This is a genomic window from Sphingomonas sp. 7/4-4 (assembly GCF_027941955.1).
Lineage (GTDB): Bacteria > Pseudomonadota > Alphaproteobacteria > Sphingomonadales > Sphingomonadaceae > Sphingomonas.
Genome location: NZ_CP115960.1, coordinates 208329 through 235190, shown reverse-complemented (window position 1 = coordinate 235190; position 26862 = coordinate 208329). Strand labels below are relative to the sequence as shown.

The 26862-nt window shown below is 64.9% G+C and carries 29 protein-coding genes and 1 pseudogene; 11 read left to right on the top strand and 19 right to left on the bottom strand.

Going from position 1 to position 26862, the window contains the following annotated elements; all coding sequences use genetic code 11:
- Nucleotides 1-53: 53 nt before the first annotated feature.
- The 4 genes from PIB19_RS01255 to PIB19_RS01240 all read left to right on the top strand — a co-directional run bounded on the left by PIB19_RS01255 (nucleotide 54) and on the right by PIB19_RS01240 (nucleotide 3818).
- Nucleotides 54-716, top strand: coding sequence for a glutathione S-transferase family protein (locus PIB19_RS01255; RefSeq protein ID WP_271239361.1), 663 nt, complete (start codon nucleotides 54-56; stop codon nucleotides 714-716).
- 269 nt (nucleotides 717-985) lie between these two features.
- Nucleotides 986-1777, top strand: coding sequence for a helix-turn-helix domain-containing protein (locus PIB19_RS01250; RefSeq protein WP_271239360.1), 792 nt, complete (start codon nucleotides 986-988; stop codon nucleotides 1775-1777).
- A gap of 195 nt (nucleotides 1778-1972) precedes the next feature.
- The gene (locus tag PIB19_RS01245; RefSeq protein WP_336297353.1) at nucleotides 1973-3118 is read left to right on the top strand and encodes a DUF1624 domain-containing protein; all 1146 of its coding nucleotides are present in this window, start codon (nucleotides 1973-1975) and stop codon (nucleotides 3116-3118) included.
- A gap of 166 nt (nucleotides 3119-3284) precedes the next feature.
- A complete protein-coding gene (locus tag PIB19_RS01240) occupies nucleotides 3285-3818 on the top strand; it encodes a DUF1993 family protein (RefSeq protein ID WP_271239358.1) in 534 nt (177 codons plus the stop codon).
- Nucleotides 3819-3845: 27 nt separating this feature from the next.
- On the opposite strand, the gene PIB19_RS01235 is transcribed toward PIB19_RS01240, so the two are convergent.
- The 4 genes from PIB19_RS01235 to PIB19_RS01220 form a co-directional block, all read right to left on the bottom strand.
- Nucleotides 3846-4349, bottom strand: a complete 504-nt coding sequence (locus PIB19_RS01235) for an ester cyclase (protein WP_271239357.1) — start codon at nucleotides 4347-4349, stop codon at nucleotides 3846-3848.
- A gap of 91 nt (nucleotides 4350-4440) precedes the next feature.
- Nucleotides 4441-4914 carry a DUF1579 domain-containing protein gene (locus PIB19_RS01230; protein WP_271239356.1) on the bottom strand — a complete coding sequence of 158 codons (474 nt, stop codon included), beginning with the start codon at nucleotides 4912-4914 and terminating at the stop codon, nucleotides 4441-4443.
- A 25-nt stretch (nucleotides 4915-4939) separates the two neighbouring features.
- On the bottom strand, nucleotides 4940-5494 hold the full coding sequence (locus tag PIB19_RS01225; RefSeq protein WP_271239355.1) for a DUF1579 domain-containing protein: 555 nt from the start codon (nucleotides 5492-5494) through the stop codon (nucleotides 4940-4942).
- Nucleotides 5491-6426 (bottom strand): NIPSNAP family protein, encoded by a 936-nt coding sequence (locus PIB19_RS01220; RefSeq protein WP_271239354.1) that lies wholly within the window; start codon nucleotides 6424-6426, stop codon nucleotides 5491-5493. The genes PIB19_RS01225 and PIB19_RS01220 overlap by 4 nt, the downstream gene beginning before the upstream one ends.
- 219 nt (nucleotides 6427-6645) lie before the next feature.
- Here PIB19_RS01220 and PIB19_RS01215 point away from each other — a divergent pair, with 219 nt between their 5' ends.
- The 4 genes and pseudogenes from PIB19_RS01215 to PIB19_RS01195 all read left to right on the top strand — a co-directional run bounded on the left by PIB19_RS01215 (nucleotide 6646) and on the right by PIB19_RS01195 (nucleotide 12435).
- Complete coding sequence (locus PIB19_RS01215; protein ID WP_271239353.1) at nucleotides 6646-7275, top strand: TetR/AcrR family transcriptional regulator; 630 nt, start codon at nucleotides 6646-6648, stop codon at nucleotides 7273-7275.
- Nucleotides 7276-7406: 131 nt separating this feature from the next.
- The gene (locus PIB19_RS01210) at nucleotides 7407-8024 is read left to right on the top strand and encodes a cytochrome P460 family protein (RefSeq protein ID WP_271239352.1); all 618 of its coding nucleotides are present in this window, start codon (nucleotides 7407-7409) and stop codon (nucleotides 8022-8024) included.
- Between the two features lie 913 nt (nucleotides 8025-8937).
- A pseudogene (locus tag PIB19_RS01200) lies at nucleotides 8938-12252 on the top strand (polysaccharide deacetylase family protein).
- A 48-nt stretch (nucleotides 12253-12300) separates the two neighbouring features.
- Nucleotides 12301-12435, top strand: a complete 135-nt coding sequence (locus PIB19_RS01195) for a hypothetical protein (protein WP_271239351.1) — start codon at nucleotides 12301-12303, stop codon at nucleotides 12433-12435.
- A 53-nt stretch (nucleotides 12436-12488) separates the two neighbouring features.
- Here PIB19_RS01195 and PIB19_RS01190 read toward each other — a convergent pair whose 3' ends face one another.
- The 7 genes from PIB19_RS01190 to PIB19_RS01160 all read right to left on the bottom strand — a co-directional run bounded on the left by PIB19_RS01190 (nucleotide 12489) and on the right by PIB19_RS01160 (nucleotide 16726).
- Nucleotides 12489-13184 (bottom strand): gluconate 2-dehydrogenase subunit 3 family protein, encoded by a 696-nt coding sequence (locus PIB19_RS01190; RefSeq protein WP_271239350.1) that lies wholly within the window; start codon nucleotides 13182-13184, stop codon nucleotides 12489-12491.
- A complete protein-coding gene (locus tag PIB19_RS01185; protein ID WP_271239349.1) occupies nucleotides 13181-13633 on the bottom strand; it encodes a GMC family oxidoreductase in 453 nt (150 codons plus the stop codon). Before PIB19_RS01185 ends, PIB19_RS01190 begins: the two co-directional genes overlap by 4 nt.
- A gap of 199 nt (nucleotides 13634-13832) precedes the next feature.
- On the bottom strand, nucleotides 13833-14570 hold the full coding sequence (locus PIB19_RS01180) for a GMC family oxidoreductase N-terminal domain-containing protein (RefSeq protein ID WP_271239348.1): 738 nt from the start codon (nucleotides 14568-14570) through the stop codon (nucleotides 13833-13835).
- Nucleotides 14571-14625: 55 nt separating this feature from the next.
- Nucleotides 14626-14886: an FAD-binding protein gene (locus PIB19_RS01175; protein WP_271239347.1), complete on the bottom strand. Its 261-nt coding sequence runs from the start codon at nucleotides 14884-14886 to the stop codon at nucleotides 14626-14628.
- On the bottom strand, nucleotides 14883-15623 hold the full coding sequence (locus tag PIB19_RS01170) for a 3-keto-disaccharide hydrolase (protein ID WP_271239346.1): 741 nt from the start codon (nucleotides 15621-15623) through the stop codon (nucleotides 14883-14885). Before PIB19_RS01170 ends, PIB19_RS01175 begins: the two co-directional genes overlap by 4 nt.
- Nucleotides 15624-15948: 325 nt before the next feature.
- A complete protein-coding gene (locus PIB19_RS01165) occupies nucleotides 15949-16164 on the bottom strand; it encodes a hypothetical protein (RefSeq protein ID WP_271239345.1) in 216 nt (71 codons plus the stop codon).
- A gap of 151 nt (nucleotides 16165-16315) precedes the next feature.
- On the bottom strand, nucleotides 16316-16726 hold the full coding sequence (locus PIB19_RS01160) for a nuclear transport factor 2 family protein (protein WP_271239344.1): 411 nt from the start codon (nucleotides 16724-16726) through the stop codon (nucleotides 16316-16318).
- 372 nt (nucleotides 16727-17098) lie between these two features.
- Between PIB19_RS01160 and PIB19_RS01155 the strand changes: the two genes are divergently transcribed.
- Nucleotides 17099-17257, top strand: coding sequence for a hypothetical protein (locus tag PIB19_RS01155; protein ID WP_271239343.1), 159 nt, complete (start codon nucleotides 17099-17101; stop codon nucleotides 17255-17257).
- A gap of 355 nt (nucleotides 17258-17612) precedes the next feature.
- Here the strand turns inward: PIB19_RS01155 and PIB19_RS22705 are convergent, their stop codons facing one another.
- From PIB19_RS22705 to PIB19_RS01120, 8 genes are all read right to left on the bottom strand, one after another.
- The gene (locus PIB19_RS22705) at nucleotides 17613-18173 is read right to left on the bottom strand and encodes an FAD-dependent oxidoreductase (RefSeq protein ID WP_336297230.1); all 561 of its coding nucleotides are present in this window, start codon (nucleotides 18171-18173) and stop codon (nucleotides 17613-17615) included.
- Nucleotides 18086-19249, bottom strand: a complete 1164-nt coding sequence (locus PIB19_RS01150) for an FAD-dependent oxidoreductase (protein ID WP_336297229.1) — start codon at nucleotides 19247-19249, stop codon at nucleotides 18086-18088. Before PIB19_RS01150 ends, PIB19_RS22705 begins: the two co-directional genes overlap by 88 nt.
- Nucleotides 19250-19272: 23 nt before the next feature.
- The gene (locus tag PIB19_RS01145; RefSeq protein WP_336297352.1) at nucleotides 19273-20343 is read right to left on the bottom strand and encodes a TonB-dependent receptor; all 1071 of its coding nucleotides are present in this window, start codon (nucleotides 20341-20343) and stop codon (nucleotides 19273-19275) included.
- Nucleotides 20259-21962 (bottom strand): TonB-dependent receptor plug domain-containing protein, encoded by a 1704-nt coding sequence (locus PIB19_RS01140; RefSeq protein WP_271239341.1) that lies wholly within the window; start codon nucleotides 21960-21962, stop codon nucleotides 20259-20261. The genes PIB19_RS01145 and PIB19_RS01140 overlap by 85 nt, the downstream gene beginning before the upstream one ends.
- The gene (locus PIB19_RS01135; RefSeq protein WP_271239340.1) at nucleotides 21932-22189 is read right to left on the bottom strand and encodes a hypothetical protein; all 258 of its coding nucleotides are present in this window, start codon (nucleotides 22187-22189) and stop codon (nucleotides 21932-21934) included. Before PIB19_RS01135 ends, PIB19_RS01140 begins: the two co-directional genes overlap by 31 nt.
- Nucleotides 22190-22247: 58 nt before the next feature.
- The gene (locus PIB19_RS01130; RefSeq protein WP_271239339.1) at nucleotides 22248-23252 is read right to left on the bottom strand and encodes a FecR family protein; all 1005 of its coding nucleotides are present in this window, start codon (nucleotides 23250-23252) and stop codon (nucleotides 22248-22250) included.
- Nucleotides 23249-23821, bottom strand: coding sequence for an RNA polymerase sigma factor (locus tag PIB19_RS01125; RefSeq protein ID WP_271239338.1), 573 nt, complete (start codon nucleotides 23819-23821; stop codon nucleotides 23249-23251). Before PIB19_RS01125 ends, PIB19_RS01130 begins: the two co-directional genes overlap by 4 nt.
- Nucleotides 23822-24117: 296 nt before the next feature.
- A complete protein-coding gene (locus PIB19_RS01120) occupies nucleotides 24118-25464 on the bottom strand; it encodes a DUF1593 domain-containing protein (protein ID WP_271239337.1) in 1347 nt (448 codons plus the stop codon).
- 603 nt (nucleotides 25465-26067) lie between these two features.
- Here PIB19_RS01120 and PIB19_RS01115 point away from each other — a divergent pair.
- Nucleotides 26068-26553: a hypothetical protein gene (locus tag PIB19_RS01115; RefSeq protein ID WP_271239336.1), complete on the top strand. Its 486-nt coding sequence runs from the start codon at nucleotides 26068-26070 to the stop codon at nucleotides 26551-26553.
- A complete protein-coding gene (locus PIB19_RS01110) occupies nucleotides 26544-26744 on the top strand; it encodes a helix-turn-helix transcriptional regulator (RefSeq protein WP_336297228.1) in 201 nt (66 codons plus the stop codon). The genes PIB19_RS01115 and PIB19_RS01110 overlap by 10 nt, the downstream gene beginning before the upstream one ends.
- Nucleotides 26745-26862: the final 118 nt, after the last annotated feature.

Here is a 26862-nt window from a genome sequence, read left to right as displayed (position 1 = left end):
CCAGAGCATCGACCTGGGACGCCGGCATGTGCCACGTGCTCGGATATTGCCGAATGATTGCTTCGACCATATCACCGGGAGCGCCACACAAGAGATATCTGCTTTGGGGCAATCGCTACTCGGGCCACGCCTACAAGGTCAGGCTGGCTTTGCTTCTTCTGGGGATTGAGCACGAGTATCGCACGGTAGACGTCCTGCAGCCTCGCGAAGAGCGCGATCCGGCGTGGCAGCGGGTCAGCCCCTTCGGCGAAGTTCCGGTGCTCGAAACCGACAGCGGCGCATTGGTTCGGTCCAATGCAATTCTCCTGCATCTCGGGCGGGTGCACCACGCGCTCGGGTGGGAACGTAACCCCGATGGTGTCGCACAGTGGCTGAGCTGGGAGGCGAACCGTATCGGCCTGTCGCTTGCCAATCTGCGGTTCCTGACTCTCCTCACCAGCAACACTCGCCACGAAGCGATCCCCTGGTTGCGGGAACGGCTGGCGAGTGACCTCGCGACGCTCGACCGCCATCTTTCCGCCCGATCGTTCCTCCTGGACGAACAAGTCTCGGCCGCCGACCTGGCCTGCGCCGCCTATCTTTTGTACTGCGACCTCCCCGAGGTCGACCTCACGTCGTATCCAGCCGTGAGCGCCTGGCTCGATCGCTTCGCCGCACTCCCCGGCTGGATCGATCCTGGCACCGCGATGCGCGGCGACAACCCGCCTGATCTATGAGCGCGGCGGGTGGACGCTTGGCCCGGAGTTCGCGACATATGAGTTAGCGGTGAGTGCGTTGCCGGGGCCGCGCCACCACGCCCCCGTGCCGCTTTCTGCCGCCGGGCAATGAGGTGTAGAAAGGCGTTGTTGCCATGCGAGAGAGATACCGGATCAAGGGCGACGGATCGGGAGCGGCCGGATTGCAAACCCAGCAGCCCGCGGCGCTCGAGCCGCTCACTACGATCCTGAGTGGCCAGGCGACCGCGCTCGGTCCGGCCCTGTTCTATATGTTCGAGGGCGGATCACTTCGGGTGACCCATGTGGCGGTCGACCATCCCCTCACCTACGCCCAGTTCTCGGAGCAGCATCTCATGCATGCCACGCTCGCCAGAGTTCGATCCCCATCGCGGCCGGCGCAACCCGGCCCCGGCCGTGACCGGCGCGGGTCGATTTCCTTTACGCCGGGAGGCCGTGACCGGAGCGGCTTCGCCGATCAGGGCGAAATCCGCGGAGTGGAAATCGGGCTTGCCGCCGATTTCGTGCAAGACGCCTGCGAACAGCGCCTGCCCGCCGGCTGGGGCTCGGCGTTCAATGTGGAGAACGCAAAGGCATTCTCGTTCGCCGAGCAGATCGCGACGGCGGTGCAGTCGCCGCATTGCGACCGACTGATGGCGGACACTCTCCTGCACGCGCTGGCCCGTCACGTTGGCCAAGTCTACGGACGCGCCGATCGCAGGCGGGATGATGCCTGGTTGCACCCTGCGGCGCTCGCGCGGATCATCGCGCAGCTCAAGGCGGAACCTGCGGTGCCGATTTCGCTGGGCGACATGTCCCGGACGGCAGGGCTCGGGATCAGCGCCTTCCTGCGCGCGTTTCGGGGCACGGTTGGGACTACGCCCGCGGCATTTGCGCGCAAAGTCCGCCTCGATCATGCAGCCGGACTTCTGCGCTCGAGCGACCATTCGATCGGCGACATCGCCACGATGAGCGGCTTTGCCTCCGCGCCCCATCTCGTGCGCACCTTTCAGCAATATCGCAATCAGACACCCGGAGCGTGGCGACGGACCCGCAGGGTGTGACCGCTTCCGCGATTTCATAAAAACCGCGCAAATACCGAGGGGCGCATATCGCTGATGCGCTGTGGGCACCGCCTGCCCTACGAACCCGACACAAATGCGGGGGGACTCAATGGACAGCGAAACGCAACGCCAACCTGCACCAGCCAGCTCTCCCCTCGGCCGCACCCCTCGATCGATCTGCTCCGCGGCGTGGTAATGATCATCATGGCGCTCGACCACGTTCGGGACTTCATCCACCGGGGCGCCATGTCGGCGCTGCCAACCAACCTTGCGAACACGACGCCATTGCTCTTCGGCACGCGGTGGATAACGCACCTCTGCGCTCCTGCCTTCGCGTTAACCGCCGGCCTGGGCGCGTGGTTGTGGTGGCAGAACGGGCGAACCCGCAGCGCACTTTCGCGCTTCCTCGCCACGCGCGGCCTATGGTTGATGGCGTTGGAACTGGTCGTGATGCAGCTCGGCTATTATTTCTCCTGGTCGCCGGCCAATCCGGTCCTGCTGCTGGTTCTCTGGTCCCTCGGCCTCTCGATGGTCCTTCTCGCAGCGTTGATATGGCTGCCGCGCCGGCTCCTCCTCGCGCTGGCCGTGGCGACAATCCTGCTTCATCCGCTGCTGGACGGAATTACCGCGCGCCAGTTCGGAGCCGCGGCGGGTCTATGGAACATCCTCCATCAGGTCGGCGCGTTCCGGCTGGACGGGATCCTGTTCGTCACGCCCTATCCCGTCATCCCGTGGGTCGCGATCATGGCTTTCGGGTTCACGCTTGGGCCGCTCTTCGCCATGGGCGAGGCGGAACGCACGCGCAGGCTTTGGCTGATCGCCGCCACGGCGCTGGCAGGCTTCGTGATCATGCGGCTGGTGAATGTCTATGGAGACCCGGTGCCTTGGGAACACCAGCGCAGCCTCGCCTATACCGTGATCTCGTTTCTCAACGTCACGAAATATCCGGCGTCTCCCGCTTTCGTCCTGGTGACACTGGGCCTCGCATTGGCCCTGCTGGCGGCATTCGGGCGCATTGCCTCAACCCATCGCGGGCCGGTCGCAATAGCGATCGTCTTCGGCAGGGTGCCGCTCTTCTATTATATCGTCCACTTCTTCCTGGCCCACCTCATCGCGACGGCGCTGGCGTTCGCGATGTATGGTCGCGGGGCTTACGCCTTCGCCTTCCTGCCCTATCCGTCGATGGGCGGTCCGAGCGACCGCTTCCCGATCGGCTTCGGCTTCGATCTATGGGTCACCTATCTCGCGTGGCTGGCGGTCGTCGTGGCGAGCTATCCGCTTTGCCGCTGGTTTGCGGGTATCAAGGCGCGACGGCGCGACTGGTGGTTCTCCTATCTCTAGCGCGGGCGGTGCGGCGAGATGCGGAATCGCCAGCGCCTGCCCGGCGAACGGAGCCGTTTCTGCATGGCCAGGTGGTCAGCGAGAGCCGGCCATGGCAGACAAGACCCGCTGCGTCGCTCACTGTGCCTGTTCCCGCCCAAGCGTTCTTCCAGCCAGGACGATTTCGATGACCGTGACTCTCTACAGCTTCGTGAACCTGCTCGACCGTACCCTGGTGGCGGCCGATCACCTGCTGGATAAGGGCTTGGCATATGGTGCCGACCAAGGCCTGGATGCGGCCGACGTCCTCCGATGGCGCCTCATCGACGACATGCATCCCCTCGCCTTTCAACTGATGGTGGTCGTGAACTTCGCGTCACAATGGCCGGCGCGCGTGGCGGGCCTGCCGGAACCTGCGAGCATCGATGCCAATACGGACGTGGCCGGATTCAAGGCCGCGATGGCGGATGCCCGCCGCTTCATTGCGTCTCTCTCACCGCGACAGTTTGAGGGACGCGACGAGGTTCCGATCACTTTCAGGATCGGCGACGTGATGGAGCCGACGCTGCCTGCCGGCCAATGGCTGTCGGTCTTCGCCATGACCAACACCTATTTCCATCTCAGCATCGCCTATGCGATTTTGCGCGCGAAGGGGTTCGGCTCGGCAAGCCGGACCTGTTCGCGGCCGGCCTGTGAAGATTGCGGGACGGACGCCGCCTGACGCCGACTGACCCGTCCCTCCAGATCGTCAGCCGGCCTGTCCCAGCTGGCGCATCAGTGTCAGTTCGTCGGTTACGCGCCAATGCTCCGCAATGCGTCCCTGGCGGTCGATCTGTTCGATGTTGATCTGATTGACCCGGACCGGCCTGCCGGTCGCGGGAAAGCCGAAAAACGCACCGCGATGGGTCCCGGTCATAACGACGCGCGCTACCGCTCGGTCTGGCGTCGCGACGATGTCCTCGATCCGGTAATGAAGGTCCGGGAACGCCGTCCGCATCGCCACAATGATGGGCTTGAGGCCCTCCGGACCGCGCGGCGGGTTGGGCGTGGAAGGCGTGTGATTGATATAAGCGGAGCTCAGCAATTCATCGAGCGGCTCGAGAACCCCGGTGTTCCAGACCTCGAAGTATCGCCGGATCAGCTGCTCGCCGCGCATGTCGCCGGCGCTGGCAGATGCTCGCCCGGATGGAAACAATGCCATGGCGCCACCGACTCCGAGCAGCCCACGCCGCCCGATGGAAACTGCACGCATGCTATTTCCCCTTCAATTATCGAACTTCAAGTCCGGCGAAACCGCGATCCTCGGCGATGCAGTTCACCGGATGCCGCGCTACGATGGGCTGCTAGGCCGCCCGTTCGAATTCCATCACCCAGTTCGTTTCATAGGTGAGGCCATGGTCGGCGGAGAAGGCCTGTTCCCATCGTGCGGCCTGTGCGCTGATATTCGACCAGATGAAGCGTACCAGCACAGGCCGGCCCGCCAGGACCTCTTCACCGTGAAAGGTCCCGACCCCGTCCGTGAAGCTTCCGCGCATCGGCGAAGCAAGACCGGGAAAGCGGGGGTCGATCCACCAGATCGACCAATTTCCGTCCGGCTCGAGCCGGCGTATCGTTGCAGCCGCATAGGCGCCGCTGGGATCCTCAAGCCAGTGATCATCGACATTGCCCGCGCCACCCAGGATCTCCCAGGCGTTGCAGGAGCCGCGAAACGTCAACCACTCCGTCTCGCCGACGAGACGCCGCCTGCGCTTGCGGTGAACGACGGACCATCTGCCGTTCTGGAACGCGAACGCATTGAGACCAGCCTGCTGGTCCATCAGCCATTCTCCCCGCGCGTGAAGTTCATAGTCCAGTTCGGCTCCCAGCTTCGGCCCTTGTCGGGGAGAATGCCTGCTCCCAGCGCGCTCGCCCGGGGCCCAGATCCTCGTAAGTGAAGCGAACCCTGATCGGCCGCCCGCGAAACTCGTCGTCATTGTAGAAACTGCCGATCCGCCCGGCGAACCGGCCTATGACCGGTTTCTCGATGCCGGTGGAGCGACCGTCGATCCAATATACCGACCAGCGCCTGGCCTTCGGATCGAAGATACGGAGCGACGTCGCCAGATAGCGTCCGGCAGGGTCCTCAAGCACGTTCTCGTCGACATTCCCGCCGCCGGCCAGGATCGGCCGGACAGCGAGTGTTCCCGGGAAGCTGTACCAGTCGGAGCTTCCCTCGAGGCGGGTGCGGAGTTTGCGGTGGAGAACCTGCCACTCTCCCAACAGGAAGTCGAAGCCCTCCGAGCCGGGACTTCGGGCGCCGGCGAAAAGCGGCGACGGCATCATGGCGGCGGCGGCCAGCGTGCCGCCCGTGGCGATGACCGCGCGCCGGCCCGTTTCCCTTTCCAGCAGATCATTCATTTTCCGGTCTCCAACAAATGCCCTTGTGAGGTTCGGCTGGCACTGCGGTCGGCTTCGAGCGGGCAATCCCAGCGGCAGAAATGCGCGGTCCGATCAAGCGCAGTGCACCGGCGCGTACGGGCCACTGCATCAGCGCAGCGCCGATCGAGGGTCGGGTCCAGCCGCAGCACCTGCGGGTCCCGCTCGCGAAAATCCTTCAAACCAGGTGCGATATCCGTGCGCCAGGCCGTAGTGCGCTGAAGGCGCTTCATCATGAGGTCGTAGCTTTGCAGGCTCTCCGCCCTGGTGAACCAGACGAGAACCTTTTCGCCCTGGCGGACCGGCAGCCGCGCGAAATTGTTCGGCTGCTCCTCGGCGACATAGCTTCCCAGCACCGGCAGTCCGGCCGACCGTAGCGCGGGGGCCACCCGATCGAGAAAGAAGCCTGAAAATGCCTGGTTCGGGTCTTTCCAGAGATACTCGATCATCACGATGACCACACCATGCGCCGCCCCTGGCTTTGGCCGTGGCGCAGTGGGCGCAAACCCCGCTCCGGGGCGGGCGGGCCGCAGCAACAATACATTGTCATTGTCGTCGAGCATCGGGTTGGCGACCCCGCGATTGGCCTGCCAGACGGAGCCGAAATAGAAATCGTTCAACGCCTTTCCGCGGGCCGTCATGCTGGAAAACTCGCGAAGCCAGGTGAACCTGTCCGGCCGATCATGATCCCGAAACTGGCCGATCAGCCGGATGCCCACCGCCTCGTGGCTCTCGACGAACTTCGCCTCGAAGAGCGAGACGAACGCAGCCGTCTTGCCGGAGACGAGCTTGTACTGGCGCAGCTCGAGAACGGGATGATCGATACTCGGAGCGGCCTGTCCCGCCGCGCCGGCGTGCCCGAGGGCCGCCAGAATTGCGGTGATGCCGATCCCCGCCGTCGACTTCCAAATCATTTCCGTCCCTCCATTGCATGATCAAAACAGACCGGTTGACCTGTTTTGTCAAGCGAATGTAATCGGCGATGATGCGTCGCGTGAGTGCCGGAGGTTGGTGAAGGGCGGATGCTGCCCTACCGTGGGCGTTGCGGGTGGCGCGGATTGTCCGCTAGGTTCGCCACGCCCGCCTGCCCATCGTCCGGCTCCGGCAGCCTGCGGCACGTTCAGAAGGCTTGCATGACCAAATCCGATAACCGGCGCCTGCGAACCAACGATCCGGCGGCAACGCGCGCGCGCATTCTCGATGCCGCGGCGGACCTGTTCCAGACCAAGGGCTATCATGACGCCTCGATGCAGGACATCATCCGTGCAGCGGGCGTAACGAGCGGAGCGCTCCACCATCATTTCGCCTCCAAGAAGGAACTTGGACTGGCCGTCGTGCGGGATCGGGTCGCGGACGCCGTGCGCGAGGGCTGGATCGCACCCGTGCGGGAGGCGGAGACGCCGATCGACGGCATCGAGGCGGCTTTCCGCGCAATCGGCGAGGGACTGCTCGCCCAAGGCTTCGTGAGAGGGTGCCCATTGAACAATCTCGCGGTCGAGCTTGCCTTTGCGGATCCCGACTTTCGTCAGGCTCTGCTCGTCATCTTCGCCGAATGGCGCGACGCGATTGCAGAGCGATTCCGCATGTCCGGCCCGATGAACATGAGCCACGCAGCAGCCGACGATCTCGCGACGCTGGTCGTCTCGGCATATTCCGGCGCGATGAACCTCTCGAAAGCGGAGCAGTCACCTGCTCCGCTTCAATCGGCATGGGCTTCGCTGAGCCATCTGCTGCGGCAGAGCGCAGCACATCGCGCCGGCTGACGTTCGGTACGGCTCCCCGGGCCGAAAGCACGGCTGCGCTCACGAGCGGGCACTTGCAGAAAATCCGCGAGAGCGCTCCATAGCAGCCCGTCCAACTGGGCCCGACACTCGACCATGTATATGCCGGGCGCATGCACATCGAGACGAGATCGCCGCATCTGGCGAAGCAGAAACGGGCTACCGGACGGCAGCGAGGTCTCACAGGACTCTGCGCCGGACTGGCACTTCTTATTGTTGCGACGACAAGCAAGAGTTCGGGCCTGACCCTTCAATCAGATCCCGAGGCGGCCGCGCAGCTGACGCGCCCGACAGATGTGCAGGCGTGGGTGACGTTAGGGACGACGCTACGCTTACGGACTGATGGGTCGGGCCTGCCTGACGAGATGCGGCATGTGCAGGTTCGACCCGACTCCTATGCCCGATTCCGTCGAGATGGCCACTTTCCCGACGGCGCGACATTCATCGTAACGTTCCATGGCCTCAAGGCAGATCCGGCACATTCCCCGGAACGAAACGGGGAACCCGCACTCCTCGCGCAGACGGGCGAGCGCTTCGTGGGGGTAGAGGTACTCGACAGCAATCATTCGGAGGGGCGCCGCTTCTACAGCTTCCCCGGCGGTGTGACGCAGACATCAGCCCTGCCGCCTGGAAACACTTGTGCAACCTGCCATCGGAAATATGGCGACAGTCAGGGGCTTTTTACACAGCATTATCCGGCAACCCGCACCCTTTGGCGGGGCGTCAAATAGTAGATCTGTACCCAGTGCGATAGATCGTTCAAACGTTGACCGAGCGGCGCGGTAGACCTGCACATTCGTGGCGACGGTGAAGCTTCGATGACGCGCCATTTCCTTGCCCTGGTCCCAGGTCAGCGAGCGCCTTGGCTCCCCGGCGTAGCTTGCCGATCTTCCGGGCCAGAGCCCGCACGGCCGACGCCGAGTCCCGCTTCCTCAGCTTCACCAGCATCGTGAACCGACTGTGCCGCTCGACGGGCGTCGCGATGCGTGTGTCGCCGGCGCCGATGAGCAGATCGCTTTCCCGGTGACCGGGGACGGCGCGATCCTCGGCTTCGGCGGGCCGGTCCGTCGCGCAATAGCCGGACCGGCAGACCTGACGCGAGCCCTCGTGAGATCTCCTCGCGCTCCTCCCAGACGAAGAGCGCGATCCGCCCGGTGCCGCGCAGGTGGACGATGCCTCCGCGAAGGCTGATGATCTGCTGAACCCCGCTCTTGCTCCGCCGGTCCAATGATCGCGAGATAGACGATATGCTCTCGCCTCGCTTCCACCGCTCCCACAACTTTGTTTTCTGCGCAGAGGTAAACCAAACCTCGATTGGGCGTCGGTCATCTGCATCTCCGGCGTGTGCGAGACCACAACCTCTGCACCTCGGACCCTTCGAGATCGCGCCTAACCTGTCTCGCGGGCCGCCATGCCTCGAATACAAGCTCTGGGTGGATGCCGGAGGCGTACAGCATGCCATTGTCGTCTCCGCGGGTACGAGCTGTGCCGTCTCCCTGCGATCCGGCGCTGGTGCGGATCGGGCCTGACGAGATGAAGTCCGCCAGCGCCAACATGACGGAAATTTAAGCTGGCTCCCAGTTGGGTGACATCTTCGGCGTTGTAGCGACGGTGCATTCCGAACGCTCACAGGAAAGCCCAGGCATGCGCCCGCCCATCTTCTTCGATCCCACCGGCCGCCGCGGTCGCTGGGCAAAGCGAATGCTGGCGATCGGGATCGCGCTCGTTCTGATCGGCGCGGTGGCGTTCGCAACGACGCTCGTTGCGGTTCCGCGCGAACGAGGGCTCGTGTTGCCGTTTGCGCAGTCTCGTCCCGGCCAACTGCGCGGCACGCATTCCCGCCACGGCCTCGGCGCCTGGCTGCCGGCGATCCACTCGAAGGATCCGCACACGCCGCTCAACATCGGCTTCTACGTGCCTGGAGACGATGCGAGCCTCGCATCGCTCCGCCGGCACGTCGGGTCACTTGACTGGGCGGTGCCGGCGCTCGTCACCGTGGCCGGGACGCAGATGCGAGTCGAGCAGGATCCGCAGTTCGACCAAACGATCCGCGCGGCCGCGTCTCCGCCCAGGATCCTGCCCATGGTCCAGAATTTCGGCGATGCGGCGTGGGACGGTGCGGGCGCCGCGACGTTGCTGCGCGATGCCGCGCGCCGCCGCGCGCTGGCGGCACGCCTCGCCACAATGGTCGCGGGGCGGCGCGATGCCGGGCTGGTGATGGACTTCGAGGCGCTGCCGCGAAGCGCCATGGGCAATTATCTGCGCTTTCTCCGCACACTTCGCACGGCGCTGCCGGCCGGGTCCCAACTCGCGGTCACAGCGCCGGCCGAGGACCAAAGCTGGCCGCTGCCCGCGTTGGCGGCCGTCGCAGACCGGGTGATCGTCATGGCCTATGACCAGCATTGGGAGGGCGGCGAACCCGGCCCCATCGCCGCACAGGACTGGTTCGTCCAGCAGGTCGGGGCAGCCCGCCGATCGATAGGCGCAGACAAGCTCGTCGTCGCGCTCGGAAGTTATGCCTATGACTGGCATGGGAAGGCCACCGACGCATTGTCGATCGAAGAGGCCTGGCTTGCCGCCCATGACAGCGAGGCGCCGGTTTCCTTCGATCGCGCCAGCGGCAATGCCGGCTTCGCCTATGACGAGGACGGGCAGCACCACAGCGTCTGGATGATGGATGCGGCGACCAGCTGGAACCAGCTCCAGGCCTTGAAGCGGATGGGCATCGACGATGTGGCGCTCTGGCGACTGGGCACCGAGGATGCCGGCTTCTGGTCCGATCTCGGCGCCTTCCGCAGCGGCGGCGTGCCCGATCTTTCCACTCCCCGTTCGCTGCTCAGCACCGATGTCGAGGGTTCCGGCGAGATCCTGCGGATCGCCGCGACGCCCACCGACGGCCGCCGCACCGTCACTCGGGACGCGCAGGGGATGATCCGCGACGAGGCATATGGGGCAGTGCCCACGCCCTATGTCGTGCAGCGTACCGGCGGCACCGAGCCGCGGCGGCTCGCACTGACCTTCGACGATGGCCCCGATCCGGCATGGACGCCGAAGATCCTCGACACGCTCGAGGCCGCGCATGTGCCGGCGACCTTCTTCGTCATCGGAGAGAATGCCTTGCAGCATCCGGCCCTGCTGCGCCGCATGATCGCCGACGGGGACGAGATCGGCAATCACAGCTACACCCATCCCAATCTGGCCAACGCCAGCGCGACACAGACGCAACTGGAGCTCAATGCGACCCAGCGGCTCGTCGAAGCCTATACCGGCCACCGCATGACGCTGTTCCGCGCGCCCTATTTCGGCGATGCGGAACCCACCACGGCCGACGAGCTCGGCCCCGCACTGGAGGCGCAGAAGGCAGGCTATACAGTGGTGGGCCTGCACGTGGATCCGAACGATTGGCAGCGCCCCGGCGTGGATGCGATCGTCGATCAGGTCGTCGCGCAGGTCCATGGCGCGACGCCCGCGGCTTCGGCGAATGTCATCCTCCTCCACGACGGCGGCGGGGATCGCAGCCAGACGCTCGCCGCACTCCCGCGGATCATCGCGACGCTGAAGGGGCAGGGCTATCGCTTCGTTCCGGCCTCGCAGCTCGCCGGCATTCCGCAGGCGGAGGCGATGCCCGTCGTCACGGGGAACGATCTCCTCGCAGTCCGCGTCGACGTGGCGATTTTCGTCGCTCTCGCCGCCCTCGCGGCGACGATCGCCTGGCTCTTCTACGTCGCCATCGCGCTGGGCATCGCACGCGCAGTGTTGATGGCGGGCCTGGCCTGGTTCCAGAGCCGACGGCGTCGGCCCGAGCCGCCCGCCTTCGAGCCGGCCGTTTCGGTGATCATCCCCGCCTATAACGAGGAGCGCGTGATCGCCCAGTCGATCGCGCGTGCGCTCGCCAGCGACTATCCCGCGCTGCAGATCATCGTCGCCGACGACGGATCGCAGGACCGCACCAGCGCGGTGGTCGCGGAATCCTTCGGCACCGATCCGCGCGTCACGCTGCTCACGCTGCGCAACGGCGGCAAGGCGGCGACGCTGAATCGTGCGTTGCGCCATGCGACCGGCGAAGTGATCATAGCCCTCGACGCGGACACCCAGTTCGAGCCGGCGACCATTCGTCGCCTCGTCCGCTGGTTCGCCGATCCGCGCATCGGCGCGGTGGCGGGCGACGCACGGGTCGGCAATCGCGTGAACCTCGTCACGCGTTGGCAGGCCATCGAATATATCACGGCCCAGAATCTGGAGCGGCGCGCGCTCGCCGGCTTCGATGCCATGACCGTGGTGCCGGGCGCAGTCGGCGCGTGGCGCCGCATCGCGATCGATCTCGGTCGGCGGCTATCCCGAGGACACGCTCGCGGAGGATCAGGATCTCACCATCGCCGTCCAGCGCGCCGGCTGGCGGGTCACTTACGATCCGCGCGCCGTCGCGTGGACCGAGGCGCCCGAGAGCTTCAGGGCGCTGGCGCGACAGCGCTACCGCTGGGCGTTCGGCACGCTGCAATGTCTTTGGAAGCACCGGGCTGTCCTGCGTGCGGGCAAGCCCTCCGGCCTCGCTCTGGTGGGCCTGCCACAGGCCTGGCTGTTCCAGATCGCCTTTGCCGCGATCTCGCCGCTCATCGATGCGACGCTCGTCGCGTCGCTGCTGGGCACTGCGCTTCGCGTCCTCCAGCATGGCTGGGCCCAGACGAGCGGGGATGTCGGCATCATGGTGTTCTACTGGATGGCGTTCACTGCGGTCGACATATCGTCCGGCTGGCTCGCCTACGCGCTCGATGGCAGTCGCGCGCGCTACCGCCCGGACCTGCTGGTCGCGCAGCGGCTCGTCTATCGGCAGATCATGTATTGGGTCGTCCTCCGCGCGATCGTCTCGGCGATCGGCGGCTGGGTCGTGGGATGGGGAAGCTCGAGCGAACGGGCAACGTCGCGGACGAAACCGCGGCCAGCGCAATCAGAATCGCCTAGGCGCCGACTATCCAATTAAGCGCTCGCGGCCGTAGAAGCCGCCCGCGGATGGGCATCCTCATGACAGCCTATCCCACCGATGCAGCCCGTGCACAGGCGATGCTGGCGGGAGCGGCGGCGTTTCTGACCAAGCTATCGATCCCGACGCCCTTTCTCGAGGCGATTGAAAACATCGTCGCCTGAGTGCGGCGCGTTGGCGCCGCCGAGGCAGGGGCATCTTCGCAGGACGTCGAAGATTACGAAACTGGCAAACCCAGCCCGGCGAGTATGCCTTTGAAATGCGCCAGCGCCTCCGGGCTCGGGCCAGGATAGTCGCCCGGCGTCGGCTGGTCGCCGATAAAGCCCATGTCCGCCTTGCCTTCGGGCAGGCTGTAGAAGCCGAGCACGAAGAGATGGCGCAGCGTGTCCATGAACGCGACCGGCCTTGCCATCCCGGCGACGGGCGCCGTGACTGTCAGCGCATCGAGCAGTCCAGCGCGCTGGGCCGGGGTGATCACATCGAACGCGGTCTTGTGCAGTGCCCGGCTCTGCGCGTCGAGCCAGATCAGCCCGCCGAGCACCTGCTCCCGGTCCTTCCGCTGGGTCGGATAGGGCGCACTGATCCACTCGTCCACGAACGCCCCGACGCCGAGCTTGCCGGCTCCCGGGGATTGCTCGTCGGCAGGCAGGATCAAGTCCCCTAGCAGATCGACGGTCGCGCGCTGCACCTTGCTCAGCGTCAGCGGCCACGGAACCTTGGGCGCTATGAGATCCGGATCGCGGCCATAGCCCTGCGCGGGTGCCGGCGGAGGCAATGTGGCAGGCCAGTCGGCGACGACAAACGGCGGCGGAGTGCCCTGCCCTGCCGCCATCGCGGGCGGCGTCCAGCGGGCGAGCGGTAGCGCCGCAGCGGTCATCATCCACTGCAGTGTCTCGCGGCGCGACGGCGTCATGCGATCACTCCTGACTTGAAGCGAGAGGCAAGGCGCTCGGACGCGCGCAACGCCAGCGCGAGAATGGTGAGCGTCGGGTTCTTGTGCGCGCCAGAGGCGAAGATCGCGCCGTCCATCAGCACCAGATTGCCGACGTCCCAGGTCTGGCCATAGCTGTCGACTACCGAGGAACGTGGATCGGCGCCCATCCTCGCGGTGCCCAGTTCATGGATGATCTCGCCGCCGGCGGTGATGAGCTTTTCAGGTGGCAGTTCGGGATCGAGGGGCGTGGCGTTCATCCGCTTGAACACGGCGCGCGCGGTTCGCTGCCCATGCGCGACCTGATTCAGCTCGTGCTGCGACCAACGAAAGGCGAAGCGCAGCACTGGAATGCCGAACCGGTCCTTCACGCCCGGATCGATTTCGCAATAGGTGTCCTTGTTCGGAATCATCTCGCCGCGTAGCACCATCGCGATCGTCGCGCCCGAGGCGGTGCGGACCGCTTTCTTCAGCCCCGCTCCCCAAACCCGCGGCAGAGCCGCAGCGGGCGGGATGCCGAACCGGCCGCCGATCTCGAAATGATAGCCGCGGGCAAAGTCCAGTTCGCCACGCTTCTGTTCCTGGTACAGCCAGAACGGAATATAGATGTGCTGCCCGCCGATACCGTCTTCATTGTAGCGCGGACGCCCGGCAAGCGCGGGGACAAAGGCTCGAAACGACGCGCCGGTCGAGATCGGTGAGATTGCGGCCGAGCTGGCCAGAGGCGTTGGCGAGCCCGGCGGGCTTGTCGCCGGAATTGAGCAGCAGCCGCGTCGTCTCGCAGGTTCCCGCCGCAAGGATGATGGCCCGCGCTTGAACCTGGTGGCGGGCGCCAGTCTTGCGATCGACATATTCGACCCCTGCGGCGCGACCCGCGCTTGCCATCGTCACCTTCGAGACCATCGCGTCGATGACGATCGTCAGTTTGCCGGTGGCCTTCGCCATCGGCAGGAACGATGTCGTGGTCTGAAACATCGCGCCGATCGTGCAGCCGCGAGTGCACGGCGTCGCGTTGAAGCAGGCACTGCGCGGCGCGATCTTGTCGGGCATGTCGCGCGTGATCACCGCCGTGTGCGCGGTCCGCACCGGGATCCCCATGCTTTCGCACGTCGCCTTGAGGAGCATTTCCGGGACGCGAGGCTTGGGCGGCGGCATCAGGCAGCCCGGCGCCGAATCGGGGTGGTTCTCGAGCTCGATCCGCCCGCCATTGACTCCGATCATCCGCTCGACGCGGTCATAGAACGGAGCGATATCGTCATAGCCGATCGGCCAGTCCACCCCTAGCCCATCCCGCGAGAAGGGCTTGAAGTCGTACGGTCCCCAGCGCGGCACGTGCCGGCCCCAATGATTGGTTCGCCCACCCAGCATCCGGGAGCGGTACCAACGAAAGTCCGTGCCCTCGCGCATGGTGTAGGGCTCGCCGTCAACCTCCCAGCCGCCCCCACGGTCGCGTCGAAATAGCCGAACGGCTTGTCGGGCGTGGCCGCCCCGCGCAGGGAGCGTCGCTCTCGGGCGCCATCATGTTGACCTCGGCCTGCGGATCATAGTCGCGACCTGCCTCGAGCATCAGGCAGCGCAGTCCCGCTTTGGTCAGGCTATAGGCCGCCATGCCCCCCGCAGCGCCCGAGCCGACGATGATGACATCGGCGGTGGCTGCCGCCGGATCAAACGCCGCCGCCGTCATTGGGCGCTCGCTCCGAGCTTGCGGATCTTGATGTTGCGAAACGCGACCGGCTCGCCGTGATCCTGGAGGCCGATCACCCCGCTTGGAAACGTGCCGAACAGCGGCATCGAGGCGAACTTCGACGCCGCCACGCGCTTGCGCCAGGCATCATTACCGAAGGGCACGTCGGCGGTCAGCGTGCCGTTCAGCCATTGGCGAATGTGGCCTTGCTCGACGCGTAGCCGCGCATGATTCCAGGTCCCGGCGGGGTGCGCCGCGCTCAATGGCGGCACCGTGATATCGTAGAGCGAACCGGCGCGGTGGGACGGGATCTTGCCGTCGGGATGGCCGGCATTGTCGAGGACCTGCATCTCGATTCCGGTCTCGTAGATGTTCCTTGTCCCGGGCGCGTTGCGGGCGAGGTAGAACACGCCGCTGTTGCCGCCGCGCTCGACCTTCCAGTCGAGCGTCAGTTCAAAGGCACCGTAGCTGTCGGCGGTGACGAGGTCGCCTCCGCTCATCTCGCCGGTTTTCGACGTCAGAACGAGCGCTCCGTCGCGCACCGCCCAGTTGGGCGACGCCGCGGCGCCGCCAAAAGAGCGCCAGTTGCTCAGGTCGCGGCCGTTGAACAGCAGCTGCCAGCCTTCGGCGCGTTCGCCGGCCGTGAGCGTATTGGGTGCAGTTGCTTTCTGGCCGGCCAGCGCCGGCGTGGTCACCAAGGCCAAAAGGCAAAGGCCCGCAATCGACAATCTACGCATCAGGTCTCTCCCTTCGCTCCATCGTCTCCGCGCGAGCGATCGCATTCTCAACAGCAGCGTCGTCACGGTTCACCAGAATTGTGTTTCGGTGAAACGAAACCGCCCGCATCCGTGCGCCGAACCTCTCACTAAGATCGCCACTTCGCAATAATAAACGAAGTTGCTTTCATTTTTCCGCTTCAGGCTGCTGCATCCTCTCGAATTCGATCCCGCACCGGGTGCAAACCGCCAGGCCCAAACCAGGAACACCGGCAAGCCTGGCGGACGACCGTGGGACGCACTCGCGCCGTTCTGGCGGACGTCCCCTCTTGGTGGAAAGCGGACATCACATCTCTTCAGGCGCCAATTGCTTCAAACGGCGTCGATAGTAGGTGAGCGTTGTTGCGACGTTTCCCCAGAGCGCCGTCGCGCCGAGATACAGCAGTGCCTTTTGGGTGCTCTCGTTAACGCCGTCCCCGATGTACGTGAGCGCGGCATACAGGAACAGGGCCGACGAAAGCTGCGCAACCCAATAGGCAAAGCTGTCGAACCGCCTCCACATCGCCTGCTCCCCGTCGAGTGATACAAGGACATCTATGGGGCATTTGCGACGTCCGCTACTGGGGCATTAGCCGCCGGTCCGCTTGCCGATCGCGAACGGCAAGAAGTGATGGTTGGCTGCCAGTCCGCTTCTAGCGAGGAAGAAGCGTTAGCTACCCGGACCGATCTTCAAGTTCCCGCGGAGCCTGCAAACGTCGCGCCGCCTCGGCGTCATCACAGATATGCAGGCGCACCTCGACCAATTTCGTGCCGACGAAACGAAATTGCTCGGCGATGAAGATTACTCCGGCGGAGTCCGCGAGGCCGGCGCTGATCGTAGCAAATACCGTGTCCCCGTCACCGTAGACGCCCAGGAGTTCAAACCGATCGAAATCGTAGAAATCTCGAACTTCGGGGTAGAATCGCTTGAATTCCTCAAGGCCGCGATAGGTGCCGCCAAATGGCAACGATGCCGGCTCATGCATCAAGAGATCGGCGTCGAACCGATCGGGGTAATCCTCCAGTCGCCTCTTTTGACCGATCATCTCCTGGATGAACGCCTTGTTGGCTTCAGTATCTGTCATGGTTCCTCCTGCATTGCAGCCTCGAGCCGTCAATCGCCGATAAGTGAATTGGAATGCCGCAGGTTGCGGTCAACGCGGGACAGGCAACCTGATGCGCTGCGAAATACCGACATCCGGCTGAAAACGCATACGTAAGGCGTGTGTCACGCCGCAGGTATGATGAGATAACACGACCAATCGACCCACCCCGCGACCCTGGACGTCGCACGGAGTGGCCACCTTGGCTGAGCAAAGAGACTGGATGGCGGCGACCAGAATGTTTGCGCGTAGCACGCGTCGCGGCTTGTCGCTTTATGCGGTCAACGTCGGCACGACGATCAACACCATTTACGCTGTCATGCCGATATGCAGGCGGGCAACCGGCCCCGCACCATGCGACCCGCGATGCGGCGCACCTGCTCGCCGCCCCATTCGAGGATATCCGCGGAGGCCCACCCCGGCGTGCAGGCCGTGCTGGTGCGGTTCTTCCGCGGCGAGGCTGTGGCCGACACCCGGCTAACCTTGCCGCCGCCGAAGTTCCTGGTGCTGTGATCGGGTGGGCGACAACGAGGAGGACGGAAGGCCGCGACGGCGGCGGCACATTGCAGGCCACTTTCGAAAAGGGAAGACTGGTTGAGAAATTCGAATTTGGGTTGAAATAGTTCGGACGTCCCGGGGTCCAGCGACCGATCGTCTCAAACTGGGCCGTAAGCGGATTGGCTGCCTTAGAAGCAACATCGGCGAAAGCAGACGCTCCGGGTTAAAACGCCAGCCGCGCGGGCGGACCCCTTCCTTTTCCCACAAGGAGATTAGGAGCTTGCCCACTCTCCACCTGGAACCGCCCCGCCCATGTAACCGATGCACGTCTGAACACTGCCGTTCCGATCCGCCGTGCTCGACATGCCGGCTATCGTGCCAACTCCAGAATTTGCCCCTCGGCAAGCAATCTCGCGCGGAGCTTGGCGTAATCCACCTCCTGAACCGGGACGCCCTCATCGATGGCGATCGATGCCGCCGCGGCGGCGGACTGGCCTAGGATCATGAATACCGGCTCCATCCGGATCGAGCCATAGGCGATGTGCGACGCCGATAGCGCGACGGGGACCAACAGGTTCGTTGCCTCGCGCTGGCGCGGCACGATCGCGTCGTAACTGATCGGATAGGCCCGGCCCGGGCTCACTTCGATATTGCCCTCGTTGCGCACGAAGCCGCGCGCGTCGACGATGCGCTGCACATTGTGCGAATCCATGTTGTACGATCCCATGCCGATCGGCCGCGGTGTCGCCCTGGTGCCGCGCAGATGGGGTTCGGCCATCACGAAATCGGACACCATGCGCCGTGCCTCGCGCACATACATCTCGCGCGGCCAATGGCCGGTCTTCACGAACTCGTCCTTGCACAGCCCCCATTTCGACATTTCGGCGCGCGTCTCGGCGGGGACGCCGGTATCGTTGGCCATGAACCACAACAGCCCCTGCTGATAGGTCGTGTGCTCGCGCGCGATCGCCGCGCGCTCGGCATCGCTTCCTCGGGATAGCCATAGTTCATCCCGATATTGTCGAACGAGAAGGCGCCGAAATTGTTGGTGTCGGTCTTGCCGTTCGGGATCCGGTCGAACTTCTGGAAGAAGTTGCGATGGCCCGCATCCATGTAGCGCTTGAGCAATGTGTACTGGCTGGCGTCGTAGCCCCTGGGCCTGGCGAATGGCACGCGGTTGGCGGGCACGTCGGTCAGGCACATGCGATAGGTATAGGCCTGGATCTTCGTATCGACGGTGCCGTCGGGGGCCGGACGCTCGGCGCTGACTCGCGGCACCAGCCCGCTCCGGGGATCGCCGGGAACCCGGTAAGGATCCACGTCGCGCGTGAACTGGTGGTTGGTGGTGTTCTTGAGCTGCACGCCGTTGAGCGTCTCGCCGTAAGTCGCGTTGGCCTCGCGCCCCACGGTGAAGCGCACGCCGGCGCTCGCCATCAGATCGCCTTCATAGGTCGCGTCGATAAAGACCCTGCCCTCGAAGCGCCGCCCCGATTTCGAGCGGAACGCAGTGATCTTCCCGCCGGCCATCTCCACGCCGCGCTTCGACCGGTCGAGCGGCTGGTTGCGGACGATCGTCACTCCGGCCGCGCGCGCCCAGTCCTCGTAGATCCGCTCGCCGACCTTGGGCTCGAACTGCCACATCGCGTCGCCGTCGACGAAATTCTCCCCGCGCGCGGGGCGCGGCGCATGGACCCAAGCCGCGGGGTCGTCATAGTGGCGCTTCACCTTGCGGTAGAAGTCGAGCGAGAGGCCACCGATTGCCCGATGGTTGCCGGTGTCCGACCAGCCGAGACCGTTGGTCGACATGCCGCCGAGATAGTCTTCGCGGCACACCAGCAGCACCGACCGTCCCAGCCGCCGCGCCTCGATCGCCGCGACGACGCCGCCCGAGGTGCAACCATAGACTACGATGTCCGCGCGCTGCGGCTTTGCATCGGCCTGCGCCGCCGCCATCGGCACCAGGCAGGTGGCCGCCGCAAGCGCGTGGCGGAGGGTTCGGTGGATCATGATGTGCCTTCCCCTATGCCTGATCAGAAGCTCGCGGCGACGCCGAAGAAGATGCGGCGGTCCTCGCGTGCGGTGAAGGTCAGCCGATCGGGCTCGCCGAGATATTGGGAGTCGATCTCCTTGGTGAGATTGATCCCCTCGACCGTCAGCCTCAGATTGGGCGTCAGGTTGATCTGCGCCGATGCATCGAGCTGGCCGCGTCCCGAGACATAGTTGTTGCCGCCGCTCGCCGCGCCGCCGACGCTGTTCAGATATTCGCTGCGCCAGGTATAGGCCGCGCGCACCGAGAAGATGCTGTCCTCATAATAGCCGATCAGCGTGTAGCTGTCGCGCGACAGGCCGGGCAGCGGCAGTCGCTCGCCGGTAATCGCGTCGACGAGCGGGGTCCTGCTGTCGACATAGGTGTAGTTCGCCTGGATGCCGAAATTGTCGAAGGGCGCCGGCAGGAAGCGCAACGCCTGCTGCCAGGCAAGCTCGAACCCCTTGATGCTGCCGTCCTCGCCATTTTGCGGCTGCGAGATGTCGAACAGGCCGAAGCGCTCGGAGAAGCCGGGGACGAACTCGCGGTTCACGGTCGTCACCGTGAACGAATCGACCTTCTTGTAGAATGCCGCGGCGGTCAGCGAACTGGACGGCGCGAAATACCATTCGAGCGTGGCGTCGGCCTGCTTCGCCTCGAACGGCCGCAAATTGGGATTGCCGCGCGAGCCAGTCATGTTGACGGTGTTGGGCACGAAGCTCGCGCTGACCTGGTTGAGGCTCGGCCGCGACACGACCTTCGCGGCGGCGAGGCGCAGCGTCAGGTCCTCGCTGAAGTTCACCGACAGATTGGCGCTCGGCAGCCAATAGCCGAAATCCGATTTGATCACGGTCGTCGCGGTCGGTGACAGATACCCCAACGTCGCGCGGGCGGTGTCGATATAGCGGAGCCCCGCATTGCCCTTGTAGCCCAGCCCGCCGAGCGTGCCTTCGAAATTCGCCTTCACATAGGCGCCGAGCGTCTCCTGCGTCACGTCCTTGATCGACGTCGGTCCGACCGTGATGCTGGTGTCGTACGGATCGGGGACTGCGAGCCCGAGCCCGTCGCGCGCGATGCTTTTGTCGAGCGTGCCGCCGAGCAGGTCGCGCGGGAAATCGCCGCCGACGCCAGGAAAAAGGCGCCATAGTCCTTGCCGTAGCTGAGGCCGGGAAGCTCATCGACGGTGAGGATGCCATCGCCGTTGCGGTCGCCCGCGGCGAGCAGGCTGGCCGCGACGGGCAGATTCTGCGGATCGGCGGCGAGCAGTTCGACCCGCTCGTAGCGCATGCCCGCCTCGACCGAAGACAGGATGCCCCATTCGGTCTTGTATTCCCAATCGAGCCGCGCGTCGTAGCCCTTGTTATCGGTCACTGCGTCGTAATCGAAGATCGACAGGAGCTGGTAGCGCGTCGGATCGCTCGGGTTGAAATTGGCGTCGATCGACAAATCCGGCACGGCATTTCCGCCACGGAAATCATAGCTCGCATTGGCGAGGTTGCCGGCGCGTGGCACGACGACATAGGTGAAGGATGCGCCGGGACCTCCGTCGCTGCCCTTGCCGCGGCTGTATGACATGTCGAGGCTCACCCGCGCACGGTCGTCCTCCCATTTCACCGATCCGCCGAACAGCGTCGATTTGAGATCGGTCGGCTCGTCATAGATGAGCGGGCGCACGGTGACGCCCTGGAAAGTCCCGGCGACGACGGTGCCCCTGTCGTTGACCGTCGCGTCCATGTCGTTGTTGTTGAACAGCACTTGATAATTGACGCTGTTCCGCTGGCGCTTGAGGTGGTTGTAGGTCGCGTCGAGGATGATCTCGAGTTCGTCGGTGGGGCGCCATTGCGCGGTGCCGTTGAGCGTCAGCCGCTGCTCGGCGCGATCGAAGACGCGCGCCATGAAGCGGTTGGGGCGGAACAAGCCGGGATCGTCGACGCCGTCGCCATTGCCGTCGATGGTGTTGGTCTGCGTCCATCCGCCCGTGTCGAACGAATAGCCGAGCGTCCTGGTGTCCGAATAGGCGACGCTGGCAAGCAAGCCGAACCGGTCGCCGAGCTTCTTCGACACCAATGCAGATCCGCGATAGCCGACATGCTCGGCCTGATCGGCATAGGCGCCCTGGATACGCCCGGCGACCACCAGGTCGTCGAGCTCGAGCGGACGCTTGGTGCGCAGGTTGACCGTGGCACCGAGCGCGCCTTCGGGCATGTCGGCGGTGGGCGACTTGATGACCACGATCGACGCGAGAATCTCGGGGCTGATCGACTCCAGCGCCGCGTTGCCGCCGTTGCCCGGGCCGATGAAGTTGCGGCCATTGATCTCGAGCCGGTTCTGCGAAATGCCGCGCACGGTGAAATTGGAGCCATCGCCCTCGCGGCGGCTGATCTGGACGCCAGTGACGCGGCTCATCGATTCGGCGACATTCTGGTCGGGAAGCTTGCCGATATCCTGCGCGGTGATGACGTCGACGATCGAATCCGCCGAGCGCTTGACGTTGATCGATTCCTGCAGCGACGCGCGGATGCCGGTGACGACGATATCCTCCGCGGGACTCTCAACCGACGGGTCGGCCTGTGAAATATCCGGCGATGATGCACTAGCGCCGGTCGACAGTCCGTTTCCCGCCTGCACGATCGCGATTGCGCCGGCCTCTCCGCTCCTGCTGCTCAACCCGGTGCCGCGAAGCAGTGCGGCCAAAGCGCGCTCGGCTGAATCCGAGCCGCGAAATCCGGGGAGTTGATGCCGTTGACGTCCTCGGCCCGGTAGATGACCGGCCGGCCGGATTGGCGTCCGAAGGTATCCAGAGCTGCCTTGAGACTGCCCGAGGGTATGTCGAAGCTTCGCTGTTGCGCCTGCGCTGGCGCCGCGATTGCAAACATACACGCACTGGCGGCGAGCGCCGCAGCGAGGCTGGTGGACCTCATCCTCTTCCCCTATCGTGCGGGTGCTCCATCAGCCACCCGTCTCAGGGAATAGAGACAATCAACGTCCCGGCAGCTGTAATGTCTTTTTCTGAATTTTGATCGCGCTCTGCGTTTCCTCGATCTCGAGCGCATAGGCATCGCGGAGCAGCCGCGCGAAGGCATCGGGCTCCGAAGCCGGGAAGGCGCCGCCGATGCGGATATTCGCAGCTTCGGCGTCACCGATGACGATCTTCTTCCGGTTGTAGCGGTTGAACTCAAGAGCGATGTCCCCGAGCCGCTCCTGGTCGAAGCTCAGCATCCCCTCTCGCCATGACAGCGCCTGCTCGACGCGTTCGGGCGAAGCGGACGTGACCAGCGTCGCCGCCCCGTCGCTCAGCGCGACGCCGCCGGCCGTGACGACCGCCGAGCGGGCCGCGCTCGCATGCTCGACATTCTCGACACGCACCCGCCCCTCGCGCACCCAGACAGTCACCTTGCCGCCGAAGCGCCGCACGGAGAATTTCGTGCCGAGTACCGTGATCTCCCGGGAGCCGGCGTGCACGATGAACGGCAGCCCGTCGCGGTGCGACACTTCGAAGAACGCTTCGCCCTTGTCGAGCCACACCGCGCGGCGATCTCCGCCGATCGCCGTTCGCACCCGCGTGTCGGTGTTGAGCTCGACACGGCTGCCGTCGGAAAGCCCAAGCGAGCGATGCCCGCCCACCTCCGTGGCGAAGCTGGCCGTGGCGACAGCCGCTTGCCTGCTGGGGCGCGCTTCGTGGAAACTCACGCCGACAATTGCTGCAACGGAGGCCGCCAGAGCGGTCAGGGCAGCCCAGGTTCGCGGCCGCAGCCGCCAGGCAGATGCGCGCCCTCGCGGCGCTGCGGCGAGGCCACTGCCAAGGGCGGCAACGCGGTCCGCTTCACGCCAGCTGTGCTCGAGGCGCCAGAAGGCAGCCTTGTTCAGGTCGGACTCCTCGAGCCAGGCGTCCAGGGCTTGCTGGTCGTGGTCGGACCAGCTGCCTTGCTCGCGCGCGATGATCCAGTCGGCGGCGCGGTCTCGTGCCGAGCGAGCGTCGGTCATCCTTCGCCCCTTTCCGTCCGCCGGGCGCTGTATCGGCGCCGGACGATCTTGCCGGCGCCGCCGAGCATGTGATCGGCAAGCGCCTTCATGCCCATTGCGAGCTGATGGTTGACCGCGTCCTTGCCGATGCCCAGCCGCTCCGATGTCTCGGCAACGTCGAGCCCCTCCACCTTGCGCAGCAGCACGACTTCCCGGACGCGCGGCGACAGCTTTTCGATCCCGGCCTGGGCGCGTCGCAATGCATCGCGCGCGTGCAGTTGCCGCTCCGCCTCGAACATGTCGATGTCGGCGACAACGGTCTCGAGGTCGGCGACGAGCTCAAAGGACACGATCCGTGCCCGCTTGGCGCGGTTGATAAGGTGATTCCGCGCTACGGTGAACAGATATCCGGGCGTATTGTGCGGAATGGCGTTCCGGGCGCCGGTGATCGCCAGCTCGTAGACGTCGTGCATCAAATCGGTCGCGTCGTCGGCCGCTGGCCAGTTCCGCCGGATGAAACGCAGCAGCGATGCCTCCAGAGGAAGCACTTCCCGGCAGAACCACTCCCGAACTGCCGCGTCCCTGTCCATTGATCTCACCCGATTCCCGCTACGCATCGCGGCTGCTTCGCTAGCCAAGACAATCCGGCGCCGAGGATCTGTAATCGAAAGTTACCGCTCTCGCCAAATCGACACGCGGACGCCGATTCACCTGTCTCGCCGATCGAAATCGCAATCGATCTGCGTCGCCGTCGCAATCCAGCGTCAGAAACATGCGCAGGTGATGGGCCGACCCGCTGAACGAACAGCGGCTTTCGGGAGCAACAGCGGTTCGCTGGAATGACAAAATTTGGGCGCTTAGCTGCCGGCCTTAGGCTGGCGGTGGTTCAGGGCGTGATGGTCAGGATCACACGCCTGTATCGCGTGAGCGGGGGCGTTCCCTTGTCCGTCACCCTGACGATAAAATGCGCCTCACGCGGCGCGATGACGGTCGGGGCCATGAAATCGACCGTGTGGATGTTGGCAGCAATGCCATTTGGGATCGGCGACTGCCAGTGGCCGATCTCCTGATAGTGGAACCACTGGAAGCTCAGGCTATCACCATCGGGATCGATGCTGTCCGCCGCGCTCAGCACGAAACGCTGGCCGGATTTGACGGTCAGCCGATCCGGATGGGCAAGCCGCACCTGCGGCGCGTGGTTTGTTTCTGCAAAGGACCGCACCGTCCAGTCCATTCGCGCGGCGAAGTCGTTCTGGATGTCGTCACGCCACCGCCAGATCCCGGAGCGAAAATCCTTGATGGCGCGGCCCCCGGGCGCGTGGGCTCTGCCGAATTCACCCGCTACCTGAGGGGTGAAAGTGTCGATCGCGTTGGTCCAGATCGGCCTTGTCTCCGGCTCGACCGGCACGCCGCTGAAGCCGGCTGGATCGGTCGTCGCCACCGGCGGCGTGTAGAGTTCGTACCGGCCGCCCCACCCTCCCCAGTCAGGATGTTCCGGATCGCTCAGACCGGTCGGGATCAGCGAGAGAAAGGCGGGCGTATCGCCCTCCATGCCATAGGAGACGTCGGGATAGCTCGCGCCGAGCGGCCCATGGCCCTGCTGGATGTTCTCGCGCAGCCATGCATTGCTGATCGTACGATTGTCCGCGCCGTCGATGACGGTGTGGATGCCGGTCCAGGTGCCGGCGCCATAGCCGCCGGGGCTGACGATGTAGGACAGTTCGGGAAAGGCCTTGCGGATCCAGGCGCCGCCGTCGTCCTGGTCCGAAATGGTGTACACGCGCAGCTTGGCGATTAGCCGCCGCGCCACCTCCGGTGAGCGGGTTTCCCGGATCGTGTGCAATGCCTGGGCCAGCGTGTTCACACCGCCCCATACCGAGATCCACAGCGGCCGCGCATCGCTGCGCTCGAGCGCCTCGACGATCAGACGCGATCCCGGCGTGTCCTTGCCCGTCCCAACGGCAGCCATGCCATAGTCAGGCTGCCCTGCACGCACGAGAGCGCCAAGCCGGTCGGGCACGGGGAAGCCGGTCTCATGCCTGGCAAGGTTTGGCTGTACCTTTCCGTAAGCCTGGATGATGCGACGGATCGACTCGGGATGAACCTGCGTCTTCATGTGGATCGACGTGGTCGCCACCAAACCTTCGAGGTCGATCTGGTTGGCATAGAGGAAGAGCCGAACGAAAGACTGGGTGTCGTCAGGATCGGCCTCGATGTCGCTCAGCACAATCATGCGCTGCCTCTCCGACGGTGCGGGAAGAGGCGACTGGGCGGCGGCCGGTATCGCGAGAGCAACGAGCGGCGCGGCAATTGCGAACGTGGCTGACAATTTTCGCATCCCTGCCTCCCTCTGCTCTTCCCGTGCGCTCTTGATGCGCTACGCGAAACTTGATGGTAGCGCTACCAGAACGTCGTGGATGAGCAAGCGGCTAAACGCAGTCCCTTGCAAGCTGGACGGGGACAGCGCGAAGCTCACCACGAACACCGGGACCGGGCTGCCAAATGCTTGCCACTCCATCCTCCGGCGATGAATCGCGGGGCGGCGAGGGTTCGCGAACTGCCAGAACCCGCGATCCGCAGCCCGCAATAGGCAGCCTCCGACCACCGCCTTGCATGAGCGGCGGCTTTCAGGAGCTATTGCCGGTAAATTTAACAGCCGACTTTGGGCGCGAAGTCGTCACCCACGCAATGGCAGCAATTGGCCTGTGAGATTCGCTCCGGTGCTTGCTCGCCTGGGATTCTGGCGGGCACGCCAAAAATTCCGGACGTGACAAATATACTTGACTATGGACAAGCATACTTTACTCCTCCTGCAACGCAACCGGAAGGGACAGGCATGTACGAGTCGCACAACGGCACGCTCAAATGGAGCGCGCTAGACCGCGAGGAAAAACGGCTGGCGACGATCTCTCTCGCGGCGGGTTCGGCTCCGGCCCTGTTGTTGCTGCTTCCAATCGCCGAAAAGGGCTTCCACCTCGGTCGATGGATGCGTGGCGGAGATACTGCCGCGGCCGTCAGCACCGGGCTCGACGGCCTGCGGGCATCGCCCTGGCTCAGTGCGTTCGTGCTCGTTGCGATACTGGGCGGATTCGTCAGCGCGATCGCCTGGTGGCGCTTCGGCTTGCGACAGGACGAGATGTTCCACCGGGTGCAGGGCTTCGTCCTTGTCCGCATGGGCAGCTGCGCGATCGCCATCACCCTGTTGTGGTGGATGACCTCGCTGCCGGGCTGGGTGGGACAATTCTCGCCAGAAGGAATGGTCTATGGCGGTCTGCTGCTCTTCGCCCTCTTTTCCGCGGACGCCTGGCGCAGATGGGGGTGATCAGCGGTCTGCAAGCCCTTCGGGCTGCGCAGGGCTGGACCCAGGCCGACCTGGCCGGAAAAGTCGGGGTGTCGCGCCAGACGATAAACTCGATAGAGACTGGCCGGTTCGAGCCGAGCCTGACGCTCGCACTGAAGTTGGCGCGGCTGTTTGAGACACCTGTTGAGGCAATCTTCCAGCTACCGGAATGACGATCGGCACCCCGGGCCCCTCCTTCATGGCAGTACCGTAGCATGGTGCGGACGCCCGCTAGCGTGTCGGACCGGCAGATTCGGGGGTCATTTGCCGCAATCGACGTGCGGAATGGGG